The organism is Aeromicrobium sp. P5_D10, assembly GCF_054049535.1.
In genome coordinates, this window is record NZ_JBFUME010000001.1 from 80,910 (window position 1) to 101,490 (window position 20,581).

The following is a 20,581-nucleotide window of genomic DNA, read 5'->3' on the forward strand; positions in this document are numbered from 1 at the left end:
CCGGTCAGGATGGGTGGGTTCGCCATGCATCTTCCACGACCCTCTGAGTCTAGGTGCAGTGACGGTGTCGCTGTGCCGACCTAGTTCGTCGTGCGTCGCTTGGCAACAGGTGTCAGCATCGATGACGTGTCCGATCCACGACTCGATGTATTCGTCTCACCGCCGCAGCCGCGGGCCATCGTGCTGTTGTTACACGGCGGACAGCAGAACAGCATGGAGCCTGTCCGAAACAAGCACGCCAGTTGGTGGCGGATGGCTGCGATGGCCCGATCGTTGCGGCGGTTCGCGCGGCGCCACGAGTTGGAACTCGCTCTGCTGCAGTATCGGGTGCGCGGCTGGAATGTTCCGACCAATCCCTCGCCGGTGCAGGACGCCCGATGGGTCCTCGACCGACTCGCGGCCGAACATCCAGACGTACCGGTCATCCTGGTGGGCCACTCGATGGGCGGACGCACCGCGTGCCGGGTCGCCGACGCGCCGGACGTTCTCGGCGTCGTGGCCCTGGCGCCGTGGTTGCCCGACGGCGAGCCGTGCCAGGCTCTCAGCGGCAAACACCTGCACGTCCTGCACGGTACCCGTGACCGCTGGACGTCAGCGCGGATGAGTCGAGACTTCGTCGACCGCTGTCGCCCCATAGCGGCGACCGCCACATGGCGCTCCCTGCCCGATGCGGGCCACTTCATGCTCCGCCGCCCGTCAGTGTGGAGACGGTTCGTGGAAGAATCCGTCCTGGACATTCTCGACAGCGCGACCTCGCAGGAGGACGCGGCGAACAAAGGCAGTGTGTGACGGACTCCGTGGGCTACGGGATCGCGATCTATGCGCTTGCCGTCGCGATCTTCGCCGGATGGCACACCTACAAGCGCCAGGACTTCAGCAATCCGCTGTTCTATGCGGTCGGCGTCTTGCAAATCGCGCTGATCGGATTGGCGATCGGCAGCTCGATCGCCCTGTCCAAGACCTCACGCGACGTCGACGGAGTGCTGTTCGTCTCCTACCTGGCCACGATGGTCGTGATCCCGATCGCTGCGACGTTGTGGGGAATCGCCGAGAAGTCGCGGTGGGGGACCGGAGTCGTCGTGGTCGCGATGTTGACCGTCAGTGTGTTGTCCATCAGGTGCCTGGGGATCTGGCAGGGAGCGTATGTCTGACACAGCTCACGGATTCGGTCGCGTCTTGGTCGCGGTCTACGCAGTCTTCGCTCTCTCGGCGACGGCTCGGTCGCTGTACCAGCTGATCTCCGACGTCGAATCGGACACGATCGTCCCGTACGCATTGTCGGCCTTCGCGGCCGTGGTCTACGTCGCCGCGACGTATGCCTTGGCCCGCAACCGCCAGCGGCTGGCTCTGTTCACGATCCTGATCGAACTTGTCGGTGTCCTCACCGTCGGTCTGCTGTCAGTGGTCGATAAGGATCTGTTCCCCCGCCAGACCGTGTGGTCGGCATTCGGCGAGGGATACGGCTTCATCCCGTTGGTTTTGCCGATCATCGGATTGTGGTGGCTGCGGCGCACCCACGCGGTGGATGACACGACTCCATGAGCGCGGACTACGCGTTCGTGTCTCGGTGGACCGTGGCACGGTCACGCGAGTCGCTGTGGGACGTTCTGGAGGATCTGCTCGATACCGACGATCCCATGGTGTGGTGGCCGGCCGTACAGGTTCGAAGCTACGACGGCGCGACCATGACAGTACGGGCTGCCAGCGCCTTCGGGTACGCATTGACTTTCTCGATGACCGACCTCGACGCGCGTCGCCCCGATCGACTGACGTTCGCGGCCGCCGGTGATCTGCGGGGCGCGGGCGTCGTCACGTTCTCAGAGACGCGCGCCGGCTCCTGCGTCATGGAGATCGACTGGCGGGTCACGACCGATCGGGGTTGGATGCGACGAACCAGTTGGTTGCTCCGGCTGATTTTCACCGCGGGCCACATGCTGATCATGCGCCAGGGACACAAGCACCTGAATGCCTGGCTCGCAAAAGCCCAGCCGATGCGGTAACGTCCTGCGTCGCATCACACCGCACACGACGAAGGAAGGCACCTGATGATGATCAACACATCGATCAAGCCGTCCATCGTGCTGCCCGAATACTCGCCTCGAAGTGAGTTCAAGCGCTGTGCGGTCGATGCGCGCTACCCGGAATCCAGTCCTGGCTGACTCAGCCAGCTGCTCCGGATCCCGAGCCTCGACCGCGTCTGCGGTCGGGGCTTTTTTGTTGCCATCACAGATGGCTTATCACTCACAGAAAGAAGTAGTCATGGAGAAGATCTCCCGGCGGTTGTTCAGCTGGGCATCCATACTCGAGCCGAATACTCGGGCGCAGGCAGAGACGGCCAGCACAATGCCGTTCATCTACCCGCACCTCGCACTGATGCCCGACGCTCATCTCGGCAAGGGCGCCACGGTTGGTTCGGTCATCCCGACGCTCGGCGCGATCATTCCGGCAGCCGTCGGTGTCGACATCGGCTGCGGAATGATCGCGGTCAAGACGCCGTACGCCGCATCGGACCTGCCCGCAGATCGTAAGGCGCTGCGCGAGTCGATCGAGCAGGCGATCCCGTTGTCGGCCGGTAACTACAACACCGCAGTGACGCGTGAGCACACCCAGGCACGGCTCGACGAGCTGACCGCCGATGCCGAGAAGGCGGGCTTCGACCCGTCAGCGTTGGTGCCTACCTGGGAGTTGCAGCTCGGCACACTCGGATCGGGCAATCACTTCATCGAGGTCAGCCTCGACGAGGAGGATCAGGTCTGGCTGTTCCTGCATTCGGGTTCGCGGGGCATCGGCAACAAGATCGCCCAGCGTCACATCGCCGTGGCCCAGAAGCTGTGCAAGCGCTGGTGGATCGATCTGCCGGATCCTGACCTCGCCTATTTGGTGGAGGGAACCGACGAGTTCATCGCCTACATCCGGCAGCTGCGCTGGGCGCAGAAGTTCGCGCTGCTCAATCGTGAGGAGATGATGGATCGGGTCGTCACCTGCTTCGCGGATTGGCTGGGGGTTTCCTCGGTCAACAGGCTGGAGGAGATCAACTGCCATCACAACTACACGACCAAGGAGAAGCACTTCGGCAAGGACGTGTGGCTGTCCCGCAAGGGTGCCATCGATGCCTCGGCGGGGACCATGGGGCTGATTCCCGGCTCGATGGGCACCCGGTCGTACGTCGTAGTGGGCAAGGGAAACCCAGTTGCGCTCAACTCCTCACCTCACGGTGCGGGTCGGGCGTTCAGCCGGTCGGCAGCGCGGCGTGAGTTCACCCAGGACGATCTTCGGGCGGCCATGGGCGACATCGAGTATCGCGACACGGCGGCATTCGTAGATGAGATCCCCGGCGCCTACAAGGACATCGACGTCGTGATGCAAGATGCCGCAGCCCTGGTCGAGGTCCGGCACACCTTGCGGCAGATCGTCAATGTGAAGGGTGATTGAGCAAGTGGCGGTCGGCGTGAGTCGACCGCCACTTGGCTTCAGCTGATTCCGCAGTGCGATCGGAAGAAGTCGAAGAATGCGATCCGCTGGGCCTTGGTCAGTGGCAGGAAGTACGTGGCATCGGTGGGAACGTCATCGGCGGCAACCTTGACGGGGAACAGCCGGCCGACCTTGTCTTCGGCGAGAGCGTGCGGATCGCATCTAGCGGGCACGACCTGCATCCTGAGATGCTGCGGCGGTCCGGTGAGGGCGATGTCTGCCTTTGCAGGCGATGCGGGTGCCTGGCGAAACAAGACGGTGTCTCCGAATCCGGCGAACCTCACGTCGGTGCGTTTGCCGGTAGGGGTCATGGTGACCGGAAGACTCAGCACTGAGTCGCGTCCGGCGCCGGTGACGTGGGGCGTTCCGACCTCGACTTTTGCTGCCTCCTCCAACGTCAGCTGAGCGCAGTCGCGGTCGGCGAAGTACAACGCATTGTCGTAGATGTCGTCGACCGACACCGTGGATTTCTGGAGGTCTGCATCATCGCGTCGATACGTCAGGGTGACCTTGGCATCGAGTTCTGTGCCACATCGTCCTTGCGGCATCGTGAAATCGATATCGGTTTTGTCGCCGGCTTCGAGCGTGTCATCGCCAGACCAGCGGACGTCTTTGAATCGTGGTGAGGAGAGGGTGAAGTCGCTGATGGAGATCTGGTCGCCGGTGCCGTTCTGAATACGTAAGAACAGAATCCGTCCGCTGCGCTGGAATCTCGACTGGTCGATTTCGACCACGATCCCATCGGGCATCGGTGAACTCTCGATCTTGTCGCTGCCGCAGGCCGTCAGCGATCCCACAAGCAACACAGCCAGCAGGACCCGAATCGGCATCATGTGGATAAGTATGCCCTTTGAATATGGGGTGTCGGTGGGGGTGTTTAGGCTTTGAAGTGAGTCGAAAACCCTTCTTGTTCCCGGAGCTATTGCATGATTATTGAGCAGTTGTCGTCGCTTCTTGATGACACTGCTGTGCTCGAACCGTGGACGCTGACCAGTGCTGAGGTTCGTGAAGTCTTGACCGCAGCACAGAAAGCCCGCACCGGATTAGATGCCCTGGTGTCCCGGCTGGCCGGGACCGCTGAGGCCATGGGACTCCCTGGCGATGATGGTGCCACCTCCACCACCGTGTGGTTGGCCAATCAGACCGGGATGCACAAGGGTGAAGCCGCGAAACTGGTGTCGATGGCACGGGTCACCACCGAACACACTGAGGCCACCCGTGCCGTGTGGGCCACCGGTGGCCTGTCCACGGATAAAGCCCGAGTCATCATGAAGACGATCGACGCGCTGCCGGACTGGGTTGATGACGAACCCCGTGCTGATGCTGAAGCCCATCTGATCCGCCTGGCTGCCGAACACAACCTCGATGACCTCAAGCGTCTGGCCAACCGTGTACTCGAAGTCATCGACCCTGACGGGGCTGAGGAAGAACTCGGCAAGAAGCTGCGCGCCGAAGAAGAAAAAGCCTGGAACGCGACGCGGTTGAAAATGAGCCGCCGCGGCGACGGAACCACCCGGGGGACGTTCACCATCCCCACGGCCGATGCCGACACGCTACGTGCGGCGATCGAAGGAATCATCGCCCCACGGCGAACCAAACTCAACGCCGCCAAGTACGGCATGAGCATCGATGACTTCACCACCCTGCCCCGCGACCAGAAAATGGGCCACGCGTTCATCGAGTTGATCAACCACCTCCCAACAGGGGCTTTGCCCATGGCCGGTGGTCTTGCAGCAACGGTGGCAGTCACGATCGATATCGATGACCTGCGCACCGGACAAGGCACCGCCACCACCACCAGCGGAACCGACGTGTCAGCGGCCAAAGCCCAGAGGATGGCCTGCAATGCACACCTCGTCGCGTTGTACCTGGATTCAGACTCCCGGGTGCTCGACCACGGCATGACCCGCCGCCTCTTCGACCGCCACCAAAGGTTGGCACTCGCCGTCCATGACGGCGGCTGCGTCTGGCCGAGTTGCGACAGGCCCCCAGCGTGGTGCGAAGCCCACCACCTGAACTCCTGGTCCGAAAACGGACCCACCGACCTCGACAACGCCGCCCCGTTGGTCCGGTCCCTGAGCCTGTCGAAGGGCCATCACTTCAAGCTGCATGAAGGTGAATGGACCGCGCGCAGAGCCGACGACGGCATCGTCGAAGTCATCCCACCCGCCCGAGTCGACCCAGAACAAAAACCCCGACGACACGCCAGATACACCCAACAACAACCCCGCGCCGCCTAAAACCTCTGTCAGCTCTGAGGCCAAGCAGGCGACAGAGTCACCACATCCCCAACGACCGTGATCGCGGGAGAAGTCGCACCGACAGCAGCAGCTACGTCGGCGAGGGTCGCAAGAGTCCCCACTGTGACCCTCTGGGTCGGGCTGTAGCCGCGTTCGATGATCGCTGCCGGGGTCGAGGCCTCGTGACCGTTCGCGATGAGCTCCGCGCAGGTCTCGGCCAGGCGTTTGACGCCCATGAGCATCACGATCGTGTGGTCACGCGAGTGGGGGAGTGCGGCGACCTGATCATGCGCCGTGACGACGCTGAAGCCGCGAGCGATACCGCGATGGGTCACTGGAATGCCGGCGGCCGCAGCGACAGATATCGCGCTCGTCACGCCGGGAACGACCTCGACCCGCACACCCGCCTCGCGGCAAGCGATGAGCTCTTCGCCGCCGCGGCCGAAAACGTACGGGTCACCGCCCTTCAGCCGCACGACGACCAGCCCACGCTTGGCTCGTTCAACCAGAATCGCATTGATCTCGTGCTGGGGAATCGGGTGATGATCCGGCATCTTGCCGACGTCGATGACCTCGACATCGGGATCCAGTTCAGCCAGGACGCTGTGGGGGGCGAGGCGATCCACGACCACCACGTCGGCCTCCGCCAAAAGACGACGACCGCGAGTCGTGAGCAGTCCCGGATCACCCGGCCCACCGCCGACCAGCGCGACAAATCCCTCTGGGTGGTGGGTGCGGTGCCGCATGGGCAACTCACCCGACTGCAGGGCAGCAGCGACTCCATCACGCAGAGCAACGGCCCGGCCGGCGTCCCCGCCGCCGCTGACAGCGACCATGACGTCATCGACCTTCGCGACGGCCGGCACCCAAGCGGTGGCGTGCTCCGGATCGCCGCCCTTGAGGCACCAGATCTGTGATGCCGCGGCGTCGGCAGCGACCAGATCGTCGACGGGGGTACCCGTGGCGGTCTGCACGAGCCAAGCACCGGCCAGGTCGCCGGACGAGTACGGACGCTGGATCCACTCGACGTCACCGCGCCCGATCGACGACGCCAACGAGTCCGAGACGGTTGGCGAGATCACGACCACCGCCGCGCCCGATTCCAGCAAGCTCAGCGCGCGCCGGGTGGCAACATGCCCGCCGCCCACGACGACGACTCGCCGGCCGCCGACGCGCAAGGTCAAAGGGAGGCTGCCACCAGATGTCATGCAGGAACGGTAGCGCCAGTGACCGCGGCCACTTCGGCCTTGGTGTCGAGCAGGGCGTCTCCGACCATGCCTGCCGCCAGTGTCGCGCCGTCTTGGGCATCGATCAGCAGGAATGCGCCGGTGCTGCGGGCGTGCAGATACTCCTCTGCCGGAATCGGTGTCGCCAGCCGCAAAGTCACGTGACCGATGTCGTTGAGCCCGAGCGAATCGGACGGCAGCAGTCGCGCGTCATCGAGGTCGAGTTTCCCGCCGATCGCTTTGACCATCGCCTGCACCGTCTTCGTGCCGTGCTTGAGCAGCACCTTGGTGCCGGGGACGAGATTGCCGTCGGCGAGCCAAGCGATCGTGCCGTCGATGTCCTGGGTCACCGGCGGGACACTGCGAGACGTGACGATCAGATCGCCCCGGCTGATATCGATGTCATCGCTCAGCCGAAGCGTCACAGACTGCGGGGCGAACGCCTCGGACAGTTCCTCGCCCGCGAAGTCGATGCCCGTGACCGTGCTTGTACGACCGCTCGGCTGCACCGTGATCGCATCGCCGACGCGTACCAAGCCAGATGCGACCTGTCCGGCGTACCCGCGATAGTCGCGGAACTCCTCGCCCGCGGCTGACTGCGGCCGAATCACGAGCTGCACCGGGAAACGCAGTGGCTCGGAGTGCGGATCTCCGACGGGGGAGAGCTGTTCGAGGAATGAGAGCAGGCTGGGGCCGTCGTACCAGGGCGTCCGGTCCGAGCGATCGACGACGTTGTCGCCGTCGAGGGCCGAGACCGGGATCGTCGCGACGTCGAACAGGCCGAGACTGCGAGCCGATTCGAGTACTTCGTCCGATACCCGCGTGTAGGTGGCTTCGTCGAAGTCGACGAGGTCGATCTTGTTGACCACCACGACGACATGCGGGACGCGCAGGAGCGAGGCGACGGCCAGATGGCGGCGCGTCTGCTCCTGGATACCGTGCCGCACGTCGACCAGCAACACGACGACATCGGCGGTGCTCGCGCCGGTCACAGTATTGCGGGTGTACTGCACGTGGCCGGGGCAGTCGGCCAGAATGAACGACCGCTCCGCCGTCGCGAAGTAGCGGTACGCGACATCGATCGTGATGCCCTGCTCACGTTCCGAACGCAGTCCGTCGGTGAGCAGTGCGAGATCGGCCGAGGCCAGACCACGATCGCGGCTGACGCGTTCCACAGCGTCGAACTGATCGGCCAGCACTGACTTCGAGTCGTACAGCAGCCGGCCGACGAGAGTCGACTTGCCGTCGTCGACGGAGCCGGCGGTGGCGAGACGCAAGAGCGTGCGCATCAGAAGTAGCCTTCCTTCTTGCGATCTTCCATGGCGGCCTCGGAGGCGCGATCGTCTGCGCGGGTCGCGCCGCGCTCAGTGATGCGGGTCGCGGCGACCTCGACGATGACGTCCTCGACCGTGACGGCGTCGCTCTCGACAGCGCCGGTGCACGACATGTCGCCGACCGTGCGGTAGCGCACCTGGCGCTTCTCGACCGTCTCGCCCTCGCGGGGCTGCGACACATCGCTGACGCTGATCAGCATCCCGTCGCGCTCGAACACCTCGCGCTGATGGGCGTAGTACAACTCCGGCAAGGCGATCTGCTCGGCGCCGATGTACTGCCACACGTCGAGCTCGGTCCAGTTGCTGAGCGGAAAGACGCGCACGTGTTCGCCCGGACGGTGTTTGCCGTTGTACAGATTCCACAGCTCGGGGCGCTGATTGCGGGGGTCCCACTGGCCGAACTCGTCGCGCAGGCTGAACACCCGCTCCTTCGCGCGGGCCTTCTCCTCATCGCGCCGTCCGCCGCCGAACACCGCGTCGAACTTGCCCTCGGTGATTCCGTCGAGAAGCGGCTGTGTCTGCAACTGGTTGCGGGTGCCGTCGCTGCGCTCGCGAAGGCGTCCGTCGTCGATGTAGTCCTGCACACTCGAGACTTCGAGCCGGATGCCGAGCCGCTCGACAGTGGCATCGCGGAATGCGAGCACCTCGGGGAAGTTGTGCCCCGTATCGACGTGCAGCACTGGGAACGGCACGGGCGAAGGCCAGAAAGCCTTGGTCGCGAGGTGCAGCATCACAACCGAGTCCTTGCCACCGGAGAACAGCAAGACAGGCTTGTCGAACTCCGCAGCGACCTCGCGGATGATGTGGATCGCCTCGGACTCCAGCCACTGGAGCTGGGTGAGGCGGCGTTCGTCAGTCAGGGTCATCGTTGCCTTGTCTTGCCATCGGGGGAGTGCAGGTGTTCGGGAGAATCAGGTGTGCAAGCCGCACTCGGTCTTGTCGAGTCCTGCCCAGCGTCCGGCGCGGGGATCCTCGCCGGGGGCCACCCGACGGGTGCACGTGGCGCAGCCGATGGACGGGTAGCCGTCGTTGACGAGCGGATTGACGATGACGCCATGGTCATCGGCGTAGGCCAAGAGATCGTCGAATGTCCAGGCGGCCAGAGGGTTGACCTTGACCAGGCCATTCTTGTCGTCCCAGGTGATGAAGGGGGTGTTGGCGCGGGTAGGTCCCTCGTCGCGACGGACCCCGGTGATCCAGACCTCATATCCCTGCAACGTCCGGTGCAGCGGTTCGACCTTGCGCATATCGCAGCATTTGGCCGGATCGCGCTCATACAGCTTCTCGCCGAACTCCTCGTTCTGCTCGGCGACCGTGAGCCGCGGCAGCACATCGACGATCGAGAGCTGCATCGAGGCTTCGACAGCGTCGCGAGTGCCGATCGTCTCGGCGAAGTGGTAGCCGGTCTCGAGGAACAGCGTGTCGACCCACGGAAGGTGCTTGGCGACCACATCGGGCAGCACCGCGTCGGCCATCGAGCAGGCGACGGCGGTACGGTAGCCGAACTCTTCTGCCACCCACGCAAGTACCGTGTCGGCATCGGTGTCGCCGAGACGTTCCTGGGCCTGTTCTGCGATGGCCTTCAGTTCTGCATTGCCGCGACGGGGCGACAGCTTTGATTCACGCGAGGCCAGATGGGCCGTGCGTGCCGCGGTATGGGCGAGCTGCTGATCGCGGCGCTCCGCCAGTGTTGGGGCTGCTTCACTCATGGACCGCGCACCTCCTGGATCTGGCTCAATCGATCGTCGTACGGCCTCAACACTAGGTCGAGCTGGCGGCAGTGTCGTGTGCGACGGAGCCGTGTCCGTATCGCGGAACGCAATCGCGTGACCCACCTCACAATGTTTGATCCAGCTGCTGCTGGGTACGTCATACCCGAGTGGCACTCGCCACCCGAAAGAGAGGGACAGACATGGCTTTCATCTTGTGGATCATCGCCGTAGCCATCGCGATTTACGGAATCCTGCGCCTGGTGCGCGGTGACATCCTTATCGGCATCATCTTGTTGGTCGTCGCAGCATTGGTCGGACCAGGCGGATACAGCATTTTCAAATAGCTGAACACCGCAAGACGCAAGCAGAGGGCCGGGTGGCTATTCCACCCGGCCCTTCGTCATTGGGTGGTATCGGACGTAATCTCAGACCATGCGTTTCATCGACATCCACCCGGCCAACCCTCAGCAACGTGCAGTCGATCAGGCGGCGGCAGTGATCCAGGACGGCGGACTGATCGCGTATCCCACGGATTCGGGGTACGCCCTGGGCGCGCAACTGGGCAACAAAGATGCCCTGGAGCGCATCCGGACGATCCGCAAGCTCGATGCCAAGCACCACTTCACCCTCGTATGCAAAGACTTCGCGCAGCTCGGTCAGTTCGTCCACGTCGACAATTCGATATTCCGGGCTGTCAAGAACGCGACGCCGGGACCGTACACGTTCATCCTGCCGGCCACCCGGGAAGTGCCTCGACGCCTCCTCCACGAGAAGAAGAAGACCGTCGGAGTCCGGATTCCCGAGAGCAGGATCGTCACGGCTTTGTTGACCGCGATCGGTGAACCGCTGTTGTCGACGACGCTGATCCTGCCCGACCACACTGAGGTGATGACGGCGGCCTGGCTTATCGCCGAGGAACTCGACGGTCAGGTCGATGCGGTGATCGAGTCCGGAGAGGACGTCATCGCCGAGCCGACGACGGTCGTCGACTTCTCCGAGGGATACGCCGAAGTCGTCCGCGTCGGCGCGGGTGACCCGGCGCCGTTCGAGTAAGGATCACGTCATGAGCTCCCCGACGTACGTCTTCGTGCCGGGCGCCGGAGGAGTGGCGTCCTATTGGAATCTGGTCCGTGAGCGGTTGGACGCCCGTGGGGTGCCGAGTACCGCTGTCGCATTGCCCGGCCCAGACCCTGAAAGCGGCCTGCCGGAGTACGTCGATCTGATCGTGCGAGTAGTCGAACCATTGCACGATGTGGTGCTGGTCGGACAGTCGCTCGGTGGGTTCAGCGCATCGTGGGCAGCTAACCTGATCGGCCCACGCGAGTTGGTGCTGGTCAACGCCATGATTCCGCTGCCGGGGGAGACGGCCGGCGAATGGTGGGCCGCAACCGATTCTGATGCCGCTCGCAGGGCACATGACGTGCGGGACGGCCGCGACCCCGACGCGCCATTCGATCTGGATACCTACTTCACTCACGATGTGGACCCTGCGATCGTGGCTCCGCTCAACCAGGACGCTCAGGACGAGCACGAGGTAGTTTTCGAGGCTGCTTGGGCACCGAGGGGGTGGCCCGATGTGCCGACTCGAGTACTCAGCGGTCTCGATGACAGATTCTTCCCGTTCGAGTTCCAACAGAGGGTGGCGCGCGACCGTCTCGGTCTAGAGGTCGAAGCCGTTCCGGGTGGCCACCTGTGCGCGTTGAGTCAACCTGACGAGCTCGCCGACACGCTTCTGCGTTCGTCATAGCAGCCACAACCTGGACGTTTGCGTAACTTTGTGTGATCCCCGGCGTTGAACGCGTCAGGTGGGACACACAGGAGGTTGTCGATGTCATGGAGCCTGCGGGCAGCAGCGATCACTGCGGCGCTGGTGGGAGCCAGCCTGCTGTTACCGGCGACGACCGGTGAGGCAGATGCCGCAGGAACTCCACTGTCACCCCGCAACGGCCGATACGACGTCACAATCACCCGGACCCAGCACGGCATTCCGCACGTGGTGGCGAAGGACTGGGAGTCACTCGGGTACGGGCACGGCTTCGCCACGGCGGAGACGCACCTGTGCAATCTCGCCGACACCATCTTGACCGGACGAGGGGAGCGGTCAAGATGGTTCGGTGGGAAGGCAAGGTACGAAGACCGGGTCAGTGTCAGCGCGACGAATCTGCAGTCCGATGCCTTCTTCATCGATCTGCGTCAACGCAGAGTCGTCGAGAAGTTGCTGGCCGATCCGGTCAGGGGACCTGGCGCGGAGGCCAAGGCCTTGGTCCGTGGATATTCCGCCGGCGTCAACCGGTATCTCAAGAAGATCGGCGGAGCCAAGCGGGTCAAGGACAAGTCGTGTCGAGGTGCCGGCTACCTGAGACCCGGTAGCTCGACGGATCTTTGGTATGGGGTCTACGCCGCGAATCTTCTGGCATCCTCGGGCGTCTTCCTGCCCGCGATCGCTGACGCGGATCCACCGTCTCTGGGCGACCTCGGCCTGCCGAAGCTCAGAGATCTGGGTCTCGACCTGCCCCCGGGTCTCGAGCTGCCTGATCTGCCTGATCTGCCGATTCCTGATCTCGGGGCCCTCCTACCGTTCTCCGCCGCCCCCGCATCGAAACCGTCGGCGAGCGCGCTCAAATCACGTCTCGGCAAGGACCCGGCCAGCCCATTCGGTTCGAACGCCACGGCGCTCGGCGGCAACGCCACGACGACACGAACGGGCATGCTGCTGGGCAATCCGCACTTTCCCTGGGACGGTCGGTTCCGGTTCGAACAGGTGCACCTCACGATCCCGGGAAAGTACGATGCCGCCGGCGCGAGTCTGCTGGGTTCACCCGTGATCAACATCGGCTTCAACAAGAACGTCGCATGGAGCCACACGGTCTCCACGGCCTATCGGTTCACGCCGTACGAATACCGCACCCTGCCCGGATTTCCACGGCAGTATCTGACCGACCACGGCATCAAGACCCTGGAGAAGCGGCCGGTCAGCGTTCCGGTGCGCGGCGCGAACGGCCAAGTCACGAACGTCAGCAAGACCCTGTACCGCACGGAGGATGGCTATGTCATCGACAATCCGAAGACTTTGATGGGCTGGACTCCCATCAGCGTCTTTGTGATCCGCGACGCCAATGGTGAGCACCTGCGCACGATCGACACTTTTCTCGGTATGAGCAAGGCGTCATCGGTGCGAGGACTGCTGAAGGCACAGGACCGTGGTGCCGGGATCCCGTGGGTCAACACGATCGCGGCCGATCGGGCCGGCAATGCGTTGTACGCAGATCACGGCGTCGTCCCCAACGTCCCGGGCTCGATGATCAATCCGCTCGCGTGCCTGACGCCCATCGGCATCCTGACCCAGCAACTCGCCGGGCTGCCGGTGCTCGACGGCACCCGCGCACGATCCTCGTGTGCCTGGAAGAACGACCCCGATGCCCAGCGCCCCGGAATCTTCGGGCCGAGAAATCTGCCCGCGACGATCAGACGCGACTGGGTGGCCAACGCCAATGACTCATATTGGTTGCCTCATCCGGCGCAGAAGCTCGAAGGCTTCTCGCCGATCATCGGCAGCGAACGGTCCGAACGAACATTGCGTACCCGCATGGTCTATCGATATGTGACCGATGCACTCAAGAAGGGCCGCATATCGCACACCACGATGCGGGGGTTCCAGCACCGGAACCGAGTCTTCGGTGCCGAGCTCGCCCGTCGGGGCGGCGACCTCGACAAGCTGTGCACGGCCGCGCAGGGCGGGCAGGCCTGCAAGGTTCTACGCGCCTGGGACGGCAGCAGTGATCTGAACAGCGTCGGATCGCACATCTTCCGTGAGTTCATGCAGCGGGCGAAGTCGCCGTGGGCGGTCCCGTTCGATCCCAACGATCCGCTGAACACACCACGTGACCTGAAAGAGACCGATCAGCCGACGATCAAGGCCATGAGCGAGGCGATCGCATCGCTGAATGCCAAGAAGATCCCGCTCGACGCGCGCTTGAGCACACTCCAGGTCGCCGACAAACCCGGCGCTCAGATACCCCTCGGTGGTGGCGATGCGGAGTCCGGCAATGCCAATGTCCTGAGCAACAGCGGCATCTTCTCGACCACGGGGAAGCCGTATCGGGTCAACTACGGCTCCTCACACATCCAGGCGGTGTCGTTCACGCGGCGCAGTGTCAAGGCATCGACGATCCTGGCGTACGGCCAGTCCCTCGACACGAGATCTCCGTGGAGCCGCGACCAGACCAGACTCTTCAGCCAGGAGAAGTGGGTCAACTTCCCGTTCACGAAGGCACAGATCGCCAAGCAGAAGATCAGTCGTGTGAGGTTGAACGCCAAGCGGTGAGCCATCGCCAGCGCGTCGGACGTCGTGATGTCTCGGCTGCACGAAGTTCGGCCAAGCGGCGTTTCTGTTCTGCGATCCGGTCACGCTGACGCTTTCGCCAGGCGTCGATCTCGCGGTCGATATCGCGCAGGACGGTGATGACCGGAGGTCCGCCCTGCAGCTGGCGGCGCGCGTCGATGATGCGTGCATTGAAGTCCTCGAGCACACGGCGGACCCCGTCGGGAGTCGACTCACGGTCGAGCACGTCGTCGAGTTCGGCGTCCTCGACACGCAGTGCCAGCGCCGGCGGGAGGACACTGAGGCGTTCACGCTCGATCAGGCGCTTGAGCCACCAGTCGGGATCATGCGGCCGGTCGATCCCGGGGATGGGCTTTCCGGCACCGGGGAGATTGTCGAACTCACCGTCACGCATCGCCTGTTCGATCTGCATGTCGACCCAGCGGGGCTGGCTCGTCTCGCGTCGGAGTCGGCGGCGGACCTGCTCCTGGGGATCGTCTTCGACAGGCGCTTCGCTCGCGGCGGCCTCTTTCTCGAGACGCCACCGGTATTCGTGACGCGCTCGGTCATTCGCGCTCATGATCACCTCCTGCACTACTGCGATTCTAGGCGTTCTCATCACACATCGCGCTCTCGCGACATCTGGCGTCCACTTGCACGTCATCCAGGACGGCTCAGGAGCTAGACGAACGGCAGACGAACAGTCGCGGAACCTCTTGGCCGCGCCCCTGTTTTGGGCAAATCCGGGTGCCGGCCGGCACTAGCGTTTCAGCTGCTGTCGGGGGCGATGTGCCGCCGACAGCTATTTATGTTCGCGCCTCATCGCGACCATCTCGCGGTGCTTCTATGAGAGGTACATCCCCCTGATGTCAACTGTCCCCTCCCGGCGATTCGATCGAGTCCGGCGATTCGATGGAATTCGACCGAAGTTGCTGGTTGGCGGTGTCGCTGCGGGCCTCGTGCTCACCACCGGCGCCATCGCCATCGCATCCGGCGGCTTGGCGCCACCGGCTGTCAATCCGGCCACGATCTACCGGCCCGACGCCACCCCTGGCCGCGTCATCCTGACACCCACCGCGACTCCCAGCGTGTCGCAGAGCATCACGTGGCGGACGTCGAGCGATGTGACGACGCCGAAGGTCGAGCTGTCGCTTGCCACCAAGGGTGACGCTCAGGCGACCAAGACGGTTGCCGCCACCACGACGACCAAGACCGCGGACCTCGGCTACCCCGAATCGCATCACTCGGCGACGCTGACCGATCTCACCCCGGACACGACATACGTCTACCGAGTCGGTGACGGGGAGTCGTGGAGTGAATGGACCGAGTTCACGACGGCCGCAGCAGATGCCGAGCCGTTCTCGTTCATCATGCAAGGCGATGCGCAGAACGACATCAAGTCATATGTGTCCCGCACGTTCCGTGCTGCGACCGAGGCGCGTCCATACGCGAAGGTTGTCATGCACGCCGGCGACCTGATCGACACCGACAACTCCGATGCCGAGTGGGGGGAGTGGTTCGGCGCCGCCGGCTTCGCGAATGGCTCGATGAATGTCGTTGCCGCCGCCGGCAACCACGAGTACTACCCGGGACCGCAGCTTTCGGCCAACTGGGCCGCACAGTTCGAATACCCGACCAATGGGCCCGACACAACCTCGGCGATCAAGCAGCAGTACTCCGAGAACGTGTACTACAGCGACTATCAGGGCGTCCGGTTCATCGCCCTCAACAGCAACTTCCCCGGTGATGCCGCTGCCATGGCCGCACAGACCGAATGGCTCGAAGGCGTGCTGAAGAACAATCCGAATCAGTGGACCGTCGTCACATTCCACCACCCGATCTTCTCGGTGACGTCGGGCCGCGACAACGCCACATTGCGCAATGCCTGGATGCCGTTGTTCGAGAAGTACGACGTCGACATCGTGCTCAACGGCCACGATCACGCCTACGGCCGCGGCAATGTCATCGCGAACGAGACAGATCTGCCGTCCGGCTCCACTGCCGTCACGAGCAACCGGGGACCGGTCTATCTGGTCTCCGTCGCGGGTCCGAAGTACTACGTGCCGGACCCGGCCGAGTCGAACAACTGGATCGTCAACGGCGCGCGCCTTCGGGCCATGGAACGCGACACCCAGATGTACCAACTCGTCGACGTCAAGTCCGGTGAACTCCACGTGGAGAGCTGGAATGTCTCGGGTCAGCTGGTCGACGGATTCGACATCGTCAAATCCGGCGGCAAGAAGCTCGTCACCACGATCGACAAGCCCCGTGCGAACGGGCCGGGATCCTCACGGGCCAAGGACGGTACGCCGACCGCATTGCCGTCGGCCGCGGTACCCGGTCCCACCCCCACGACGACGGTTCCGACAACACCTGAGCCCACTACGCCCACCACACCTGCTGTGTCAGCAGTCATTCCGGTTCTGACGGCAGATCGCGCCTCGTCACAGCGGTATGGATCGGCGTCACGGGTGACTGTCACCGCTGTTGTGCCGAAGGTATCGGGCCAGCAGCCGGTTGGAAGTGTCACGTTCAAGGACGGCGCTCGCACGCTTTCCACGGTCACGGCGCCAGGCAGTGGCAAAGCGGCACTGAAGCTGCCCGCGACACTGCCCGCAGGTCGTCACCAGATCACCGCGACATTCACTCCCGCCAAGGGCGCAACCGGTTACAAGCCAGGCACGTCGACCGCCCGCACCATCACGGTGCTCAAGGCGAGCTCCGGCACCCAGATCAGCGGCCTCGCCTCGAAGATCAAGGCCAAGAAGCGGGCCAGCGTCACGGTTCGGGTCTTGGTCAGCGGCATCAAAGCGCCAGCCGCACGAGTCCGGGTCTATGACGGCTCGAAGCTCATCGGCACCGCCACGCTGCGCTCCAACGGCACCGTCAAGATCAAGCTGCCCAAGCTCAAGAAGGGATCGCACAAGATCTCGGTCCGCTATGACGGAACGTCGAATGTCACAGGATCCAAGTCCGCCGCCAAGAAGGTGACGGTCCGATGAAGACTCCAACGAGAGGGATCACCGTGTCCACGTCGACACAACCCCGGCGCCTCGTGCGCCGCGTCCTGGGTGCGGCACTTGCCTGCACCGCCCTGACGAGCGTCGCCACGATGTCGGCCACTCCGGCACAAGCCGTCGCCACATCACCGGCAGATCATTACAACCCCACGCGTGTGCCCGACCGGCTCACGCTGACTCCCACGGCAACGCCTGAGACCAGCCAGTACGTCAGTTGGCGGTCGTCGACGGCGGTCACATCCCCCCAGGTCGAGGTGCTGGTCGCTTCAAGCAAGACATACCGCAATGACCAGATGAAGTTCGACGCCGAGAGCACCTCGATCAAGACTGATCTGGGTTACGACGCCAAGTTCCACAAGGCGACTCTGACGGGTCTGACCGGGGGCACGACGTACCAGTATCGGGTCGGTGACGGCACCAACTGGAGCGAATGGCAGCACTTCACGACCGCGAAGGCCGACAAGAAGGACTTCTCATTCCTGTACTTCGGCGACGTGCAGAACGGGATCAAGTCGCAGTCGTCGCGAGTCATCCGCAACGCCCTGCGTGATCGGCCCGACGCCGATCTCATGGTTCAGGTCGGCGACATCGTCAACGATGCGATGAGTGACGAGCAGTGGGGGGAGGTGTATGACGCAACGGGATACGCGATGGGCACCAAGAACTTCCTGATGGCACCCGGCAACCACGAATACGAGGGCGATGCGATCTCCAAGCAGTTCCAGGCGCAGTTCACGTATCCCGACAACGGGCCCCAGGGCAGCAGTCCTGACTACGACCTGCTGAAGGGCACGGTTCACTACAACGACTACCAGGGCGTTCGGTTCATCTCGCTCAACAGCAATGCGAGCGCGGCCGGTCCGTTGGCCATCCAGACCGCATGGCTCAAGGGTGTACTGGAGCAGAATCCCAACCAGTGGACGGTCATCTACTTCCACCATCCGATCTTCTCGCTCGACGAAGGCCGCAACAACCGGACGATCCGGGAAGCATGGCTGCCGCTGTTCGAGAAGCACAACGTCGACCTGGTCCTGCAGGGCCACGACCATGCCTACGGGCGTGGGAATCATGAGGACGCCGAGGTCGACAATCCCGCGAGCTGGGACGCCAAGCTCTCGTACGACGGCCCCGTGTACGCCGTCTCGGTTGTCGGATCCAAGAAGTACAAGGCCGGACCGCGTCTGTGGAACGAGAATGACGCCCATCTGCGCCGCATGGGCGGTGGACTGCAGCTCTACCAGGCGATCGATGTCAAGGCGGGCAAGCTACGGTACGAGTCGCGCACCGCGGACGGCCAGTACTACGACGGTTTCACGATCGTGAAGAACCAGCACGGCAAAGCCGTCACCGACGACAAGGCTCCGGATGTCATCGACCCGGACAACCCAGGCCCGTGCCTGGGCTGCGGAACCGATCCGGGAACGGATCCGGGCACTGATCCCGGCACCGGAGAGACGTACAACTACAACCCCAAGAAGACTCTGAGGTCGGTGGATAAGTCGTTGGCGTCGTTGCCTGCGGGTGTGGCGTTCTCGGCGAAGCGGGATCACGTGTTCATGGGTGATCAGAATGGTCGCAAGATCTTCGAGATCGATCCGGCTACCGATGAGGTCAAGAACACCATGACGTTGCCGGAGAACATYCGTGATCTGGGTGTCGATGATGAGAATGACCTGTTGTACGTGGGTCAGCAGAACAAGAACTGGGTCGTGGTCTCGACCAAGGCCGAAACGTACGGCCAGGTTGTACGTGGGCCGTTCACGGTTGCTGAGTCAAACCGTTCGATCGATATCGATCCGAAGCTGGGGTACGTGTACGTCGCGATCCCGGCACGTGGTGTCGAGGTGCTGGACGCCAAGACCGGCGAGTCGATCGGCACGATCTCCGGTACGACAGGTGCCTACTATGTCGCAGCCGATGAGGCCGGTGGCAAGGTCGCGGTCTCGTAYTTCGAGGAATCGACTGACGTCAAGAATGTCGAGGTCTTCGACGCCAAGGGATCGTTCGCGTCCAAGTGGTCGACCCCGACCCGCGCGAACGCCCGGCAGGTCGACATCGACTCCACCAACGGGCTCGTCTACGTCGGCTACACCGGTACCAACGACACCTCGGGCGGATTCAGCGTCCACTCGTTGGCCACCGGCAAGGAGCTGGCCGACAAGAAGGGTGCCCAGTTCGGCAAGGACGGCTACGGCATCGCAGTCGACGAAGAACGTCAACAGGTCTACGTCACCAACCGCGACTTCCGACTCAACCCCGCCGGCGAAGAAACCACCCCCACCGCCATCACCAAGAGCAAGCGGGTGTTGTCGGGTGACACCGATCCGGGCACGGATCCCGGTGAGGGCGAGCCGGGCGGTACCGATCCGGGAGCAGGAACGCCTGATTGGAAGGCCACCCCGCTGACGGCGATCCCGGGGGCCGACGACACCTCCATGGACGACAAGCCCGTGGGTTCGGTGGTCCAGAAGGCGACCGGACACCTGTTCGTCGGCAATGAGCAGCGTCCGGCACGAGTCCGGGTCATCGATCCGGCCACGGACAAAACCGTCAAGGTCCTGACGATCCCGGACGCAGCTGCTGAGGGAGTCCGAGATCTTGCGCTGGACGAGGCCAAGGGCGAGCTGTACGTCGCCTACGGCGCCAGCTGGGTTGTGGTGGACCCGACGGATGCGTCGGTGATCCGTGGTCCGTTCACCTTCGGTGCGAACGTGCGGGGGATCGCGGTCGACTTCGCGAACGGAAAGGTCTTCGGTTCGATCCGTGGGACCGGATTCACCGTCAGCGACGCCGCGACCGGTGCGATAACCCAGGTCATCGACACGCCGGGCGCCAATTGGGCATCCCACGGGATCGCGTTCGACGCCAAGGCGGGTCGGATCTATGTCTCGAACGAGAACGCCGCCGGCACCGTGGGGTTGCGGGTGTACAACGGGACGGACTACTCCCTCGAGCATGAAGTGCCGCAGGTCGGCCCGACGTGGCGTGCGGTCGATGTCGACGAGAACGCGGGATTGGTGTTCCTGGCCAATTCGACCAACACGTATCAGGACAGCGGTGTCACAGTGCTCAAGACGTCTGATCGTTCGCAGGTGATCCGGTTGTCGGCACATGAATACGGAAACAAGGTGTACGGGATCTCGGTCGACTCCCAGCGTGGGTTCGCCTACGTGTCGGCCAGAGACCGTGCTCCGGTCGGCATCATCAAGATCAAGATCCCGAAGGGTTGATGCCGATCTGATCTGATGGTTTCGTCG

At 63.6% G+C, this 20,581-nt stretch carries 18 protein-coding genes; 12 read left to right on the forward strand and 6 right to left on the reverse strand.

Annotation, left to right across the window (positions count from 1 at the left end; genetic code table 11):
* Nucleotides 1–126: 126 nt before the first annotated feature.
* From ACXJKC_RS00435 to ACXJKC_RS00455, 5 genes are all read left to right on the forward strand, one after another.
* Nucleotides 127–789 carry an alpha/beta hydrolase gene (locus ACXJKC_RS00435; RefSeq protein ID WP_456694688.1) on the forward strand — a complete coding sequence of 221 codons (663 nt, stop codon included), beginning with the start codon at nucleotides 127–129 and terminating at the stop codon, nucleotides 787–789.
* Nucleotides 786–1,151 carry a hypothetical protein gene (locus ACXJKC_RS00440; protein ID WP_456694689.1) on the forward strand — a complete coding sequence of 122 codons (366 nt, stop codon included), beginning with the start codon at nucleotides 786–788 and terminating at the stop codon, nucleotides 1,149–1,151. Before ACXJKC_RS00435 ends, ACXJKC_RS00440 begins: the two co-directional genes overlap by 4 nt.
* Nucleotides 1,144–1,542 carry a hypothetical protein gene (locus ACXJKC_RS00445; protein WP_456694690.1) on the forward strand — a complete coding sequence of 133 codons (399 nt, stop codon included), beginning with the start codon at nucleotides 1,144–1,146 and terminating at the stop codon, nucleotides 1,540–1,542. The genes ACXJKC_RS00440 and ACXJKC_RS00445 overlap by 8 nt, the downstream gene beginning before the upstream one ends.
* Nucleotides 1,539–2,000: a hypothetical protein gene (locus ACXJKC_RS00450; RefSeq protein ID WP_456694691.1), complete on the forward strand. Its 462-nt coding sequence runs from the start codon at nucleotides 1,539–1,541 to the stop codon at nucleotides 1,998–2,000. Before ACXJKC_RS00445 ends, ACXJKC_RS00450 begins: the two co-directional genes overlap by 4 nt.
* Before the next feature lie 259 nt (nucleotides 2,001–2,259).
* Nucleotides 2,260–3,432 (forward strand): RtcB family protein, encoded by a 1,173-nt coding sequence (locus ACXJKC_RS00455; protein WP_456694692.1) that lies wholly within the window; start codon nucleotides 2,260–2,262, stop codon nucleotides 3,430–3,432.
* A gap of 38 nt (nucleotides 3,433–3,470) precedes the next feature.
* Here the strand turns inward: ACXJKC_RS00455 and ACXJKC_RS00460 are convergent, their stop codons facing one another.
* The gene (locus ACXJKC_RS00460; protein WP_456694693.1) at nucleotides 3,471–4,304 is read right to left on the reverse strand and encodes a hypothetical protein; all 834 of its coding nucleotides are present in this window, start codon (nucleotides 4,302–4,304) and stop codon (nucleotides 3,471–3,473) included.
* Nucleotides 4,305–4,397: 93 nt separating this feature from the next.
* Between ACXJKC_RS00460 and ACXJKC_RS00465 the strand changes: the two genes are divergently transcribed.
* Complete coding sequence (locus ACXJKC_RS00465) at nucleotides 4,398–5,711, forward strand: DUF222 domain-containing protein (protein WP_456694694.1); 1,314 nt, start codon at nucleotides 4,398–4,400, stop codon at nucleotides 5,709–5,711.
* Between the two features lie 8 nt (nucleotides 5,712–5,719).
* Here ACXJKC_RS00465 and cobA read toward each other — a convergent pair whose 3' ends face one another.
* From cobA to ACXJKC_RS00485, 4 genes are read right to left on the reverse strand one after another with little or no spacing between them, the layout of a single operon-like run.
* On the reverse strand, nucleotides 5,720–6,919 hold the full coding sequence (gene cobA, locus ACXJKC_RS00470) for a uroporphyrinogen-III C-methyltransferase (protein ID WP_456694695.1): 1,200 nt from the start codon (nucleotides 6,917–6,919) through the stop codon (nucleotides 5,720–5,722).
* Nucleotides 6,916–8,226, reverse strand: a complete 1,311-nt coding sequence (locus ACXJKC_RS00475; protein WP_456694696.1) for a sulfate adenylyltransferase subunit 1 — start codon at nucleotides 8,224–8,226, stop codon at nucleotides 6,916–6,918. The genes cobA and ACXJKC_RS00475 overlap by 4 nt, the downstream gene beginning before the upstream one ends.
* Nucleotides 8,226–9,137, reverse strand: coding sequence for a sulfate adenylyltransferase subunit CysD (cysD, locus tag ACXJKC_RS00480; RefSeq protein WP_456694697.1), 912 nt, complete (start codon nucleotides 9,135–9,137; stop codon nucleotides 8,226–8,228). Before cysD ends, ACXJKC_RS00475 begins: the two co-directional genes overlap by 1 nt.
* Nucleotides 9,138–9,182: 45 nt before the next feature.
* Nucleotides 9,183–9,980, reverse strand: a complete 798-nt coding sequence (locus ACXJKC_RS00485; protein ID WP_456694698.1) for a phosphoadenylyl-sulfate reductase — start codon at nucleotides 9,978–9,980, stop codon at nucleotides 9,183–9,185.
* Between the two features lie 203 nt (nucleotides 9,981–10,183).
* On the opposite strand from ACXJKC_RS00485, the gene ACXJKC_RS00490 reads away from it, so the two are divergent.
* The 4 genes from ACXJKC_RS00490 to ACXJKC_RS00505 all read left to right on the forward strand — a co-directional run bounded on the left by ACXJKC_RS00490 (nucleotide 10,184) and on the right by ACXJKC_RS00505 (nucleotide 14,307).
* Complete coding sequence (locus ACXJKC_RS00490; RefSeq protein ID WP_456694699.1) at nucleotides 10,184–10,327, forward strand: GPGG-motif small membrane protein; 144 nt, start codon at nucleotides 10,184–10,186, stop codon at nucleotides 10,325–10,327.
* A gap of 88 nt (nucleotides 10,328–10,415) precedes the next feature.
* Complete coding sequence (locus ACXJKC_RS00495; protein ID WP_456694700.1) at nucleotides 10,416–11,036, forward strand: L-threonylcarbamoyladenylate synthase; 621 nt, start codon at nucleotides 10,416–10,418, stop codon at nucleotides 11,034–11,036.
* A gap of 10 nt (nucleotides 11,037–11,046) precedes the next feature.
* On the forward strand, nucleotides 11,047–11,730 hold the full coding sequence (locus tag ACXJKC_RS00500; RefSeq protein WP_456694701.1) for an alpha/beta fold hydrolase: 684 nt from the start codon (nucleotides 11,047–11,049) through the stop codon (nucleotides 11,728–11,730).
* A gap of 81 nt (nucleotides 11,731–11,811) precedes the next feature.
* Nucleotides 11,812–14,307 carry a penicillin acylase family protein gene (locus ACXJKC_RS00505; RefSeq protein WP_456694702.1) on the forward strand — a complete coding sequence of 832 codons (2,496 nt, stop codon included), beginning with the start codon at nucleotides 11,812–11,814 and terminating at the stop codon, nucleotides 14,305–14,307.
* Here ACXJKC_RS00505 and ACXJKC_RS00510 read toward each other — a convergent pair.
* Nucleotides 14,276–14,884, reverse strand: coding sequence for a DnaJ family domain-containing protein (locus ACXJKC_RS00510; protein WP_456694703.1), 609 nt, complete (start codon nucleotides 14,882–14,884; stop codon nucleotides 14,276–14,278). The genes ACXJKC_RS00505 and ACXJKC_RS00510 overlap by 32 nt on opposite strands.
* Nucleotides 14,885–15,170: 286 nt before the next feature.
* Here ACXJKC_RS00510 and ACXJKC_RS00515 point away from each other — a divergent pair, with 286 nt between their 5' ends.
* Both ACXJKC_RS00515 and ACXJKC_RS00520 read left to right on the forward strand, forming a co-directional pair.
* Nucleotides 15,171–17,306 carry an Ig-like domain repeat protein gene (locus ACXJKC_RS00515; RefSeq protein ID WP_456694704.1) on the forward strand — a complete coding sequence of 712 codons (2,136 nt, stop codon included), beginning with the start codon at nucleotides 15,171–15,173 and terminating at the stop codon, nucleotides 17,304–17,306.
* Between the two features lie 23 nt (nucleotides 17,307–17,329).
* A complete protein-coding gene (locus ACXJKC_RS00520) occupies nucleotides 17,330–20,554 on the forward strand; it encodes a fibronectin type III domain-containing protein (RefSeq protein WP_456694705.1) in 3,225 nt (1,074 codons plus the stop codon).
* Nucleotides 20,555–20,581: the final 27 nt, after the last annotated feature.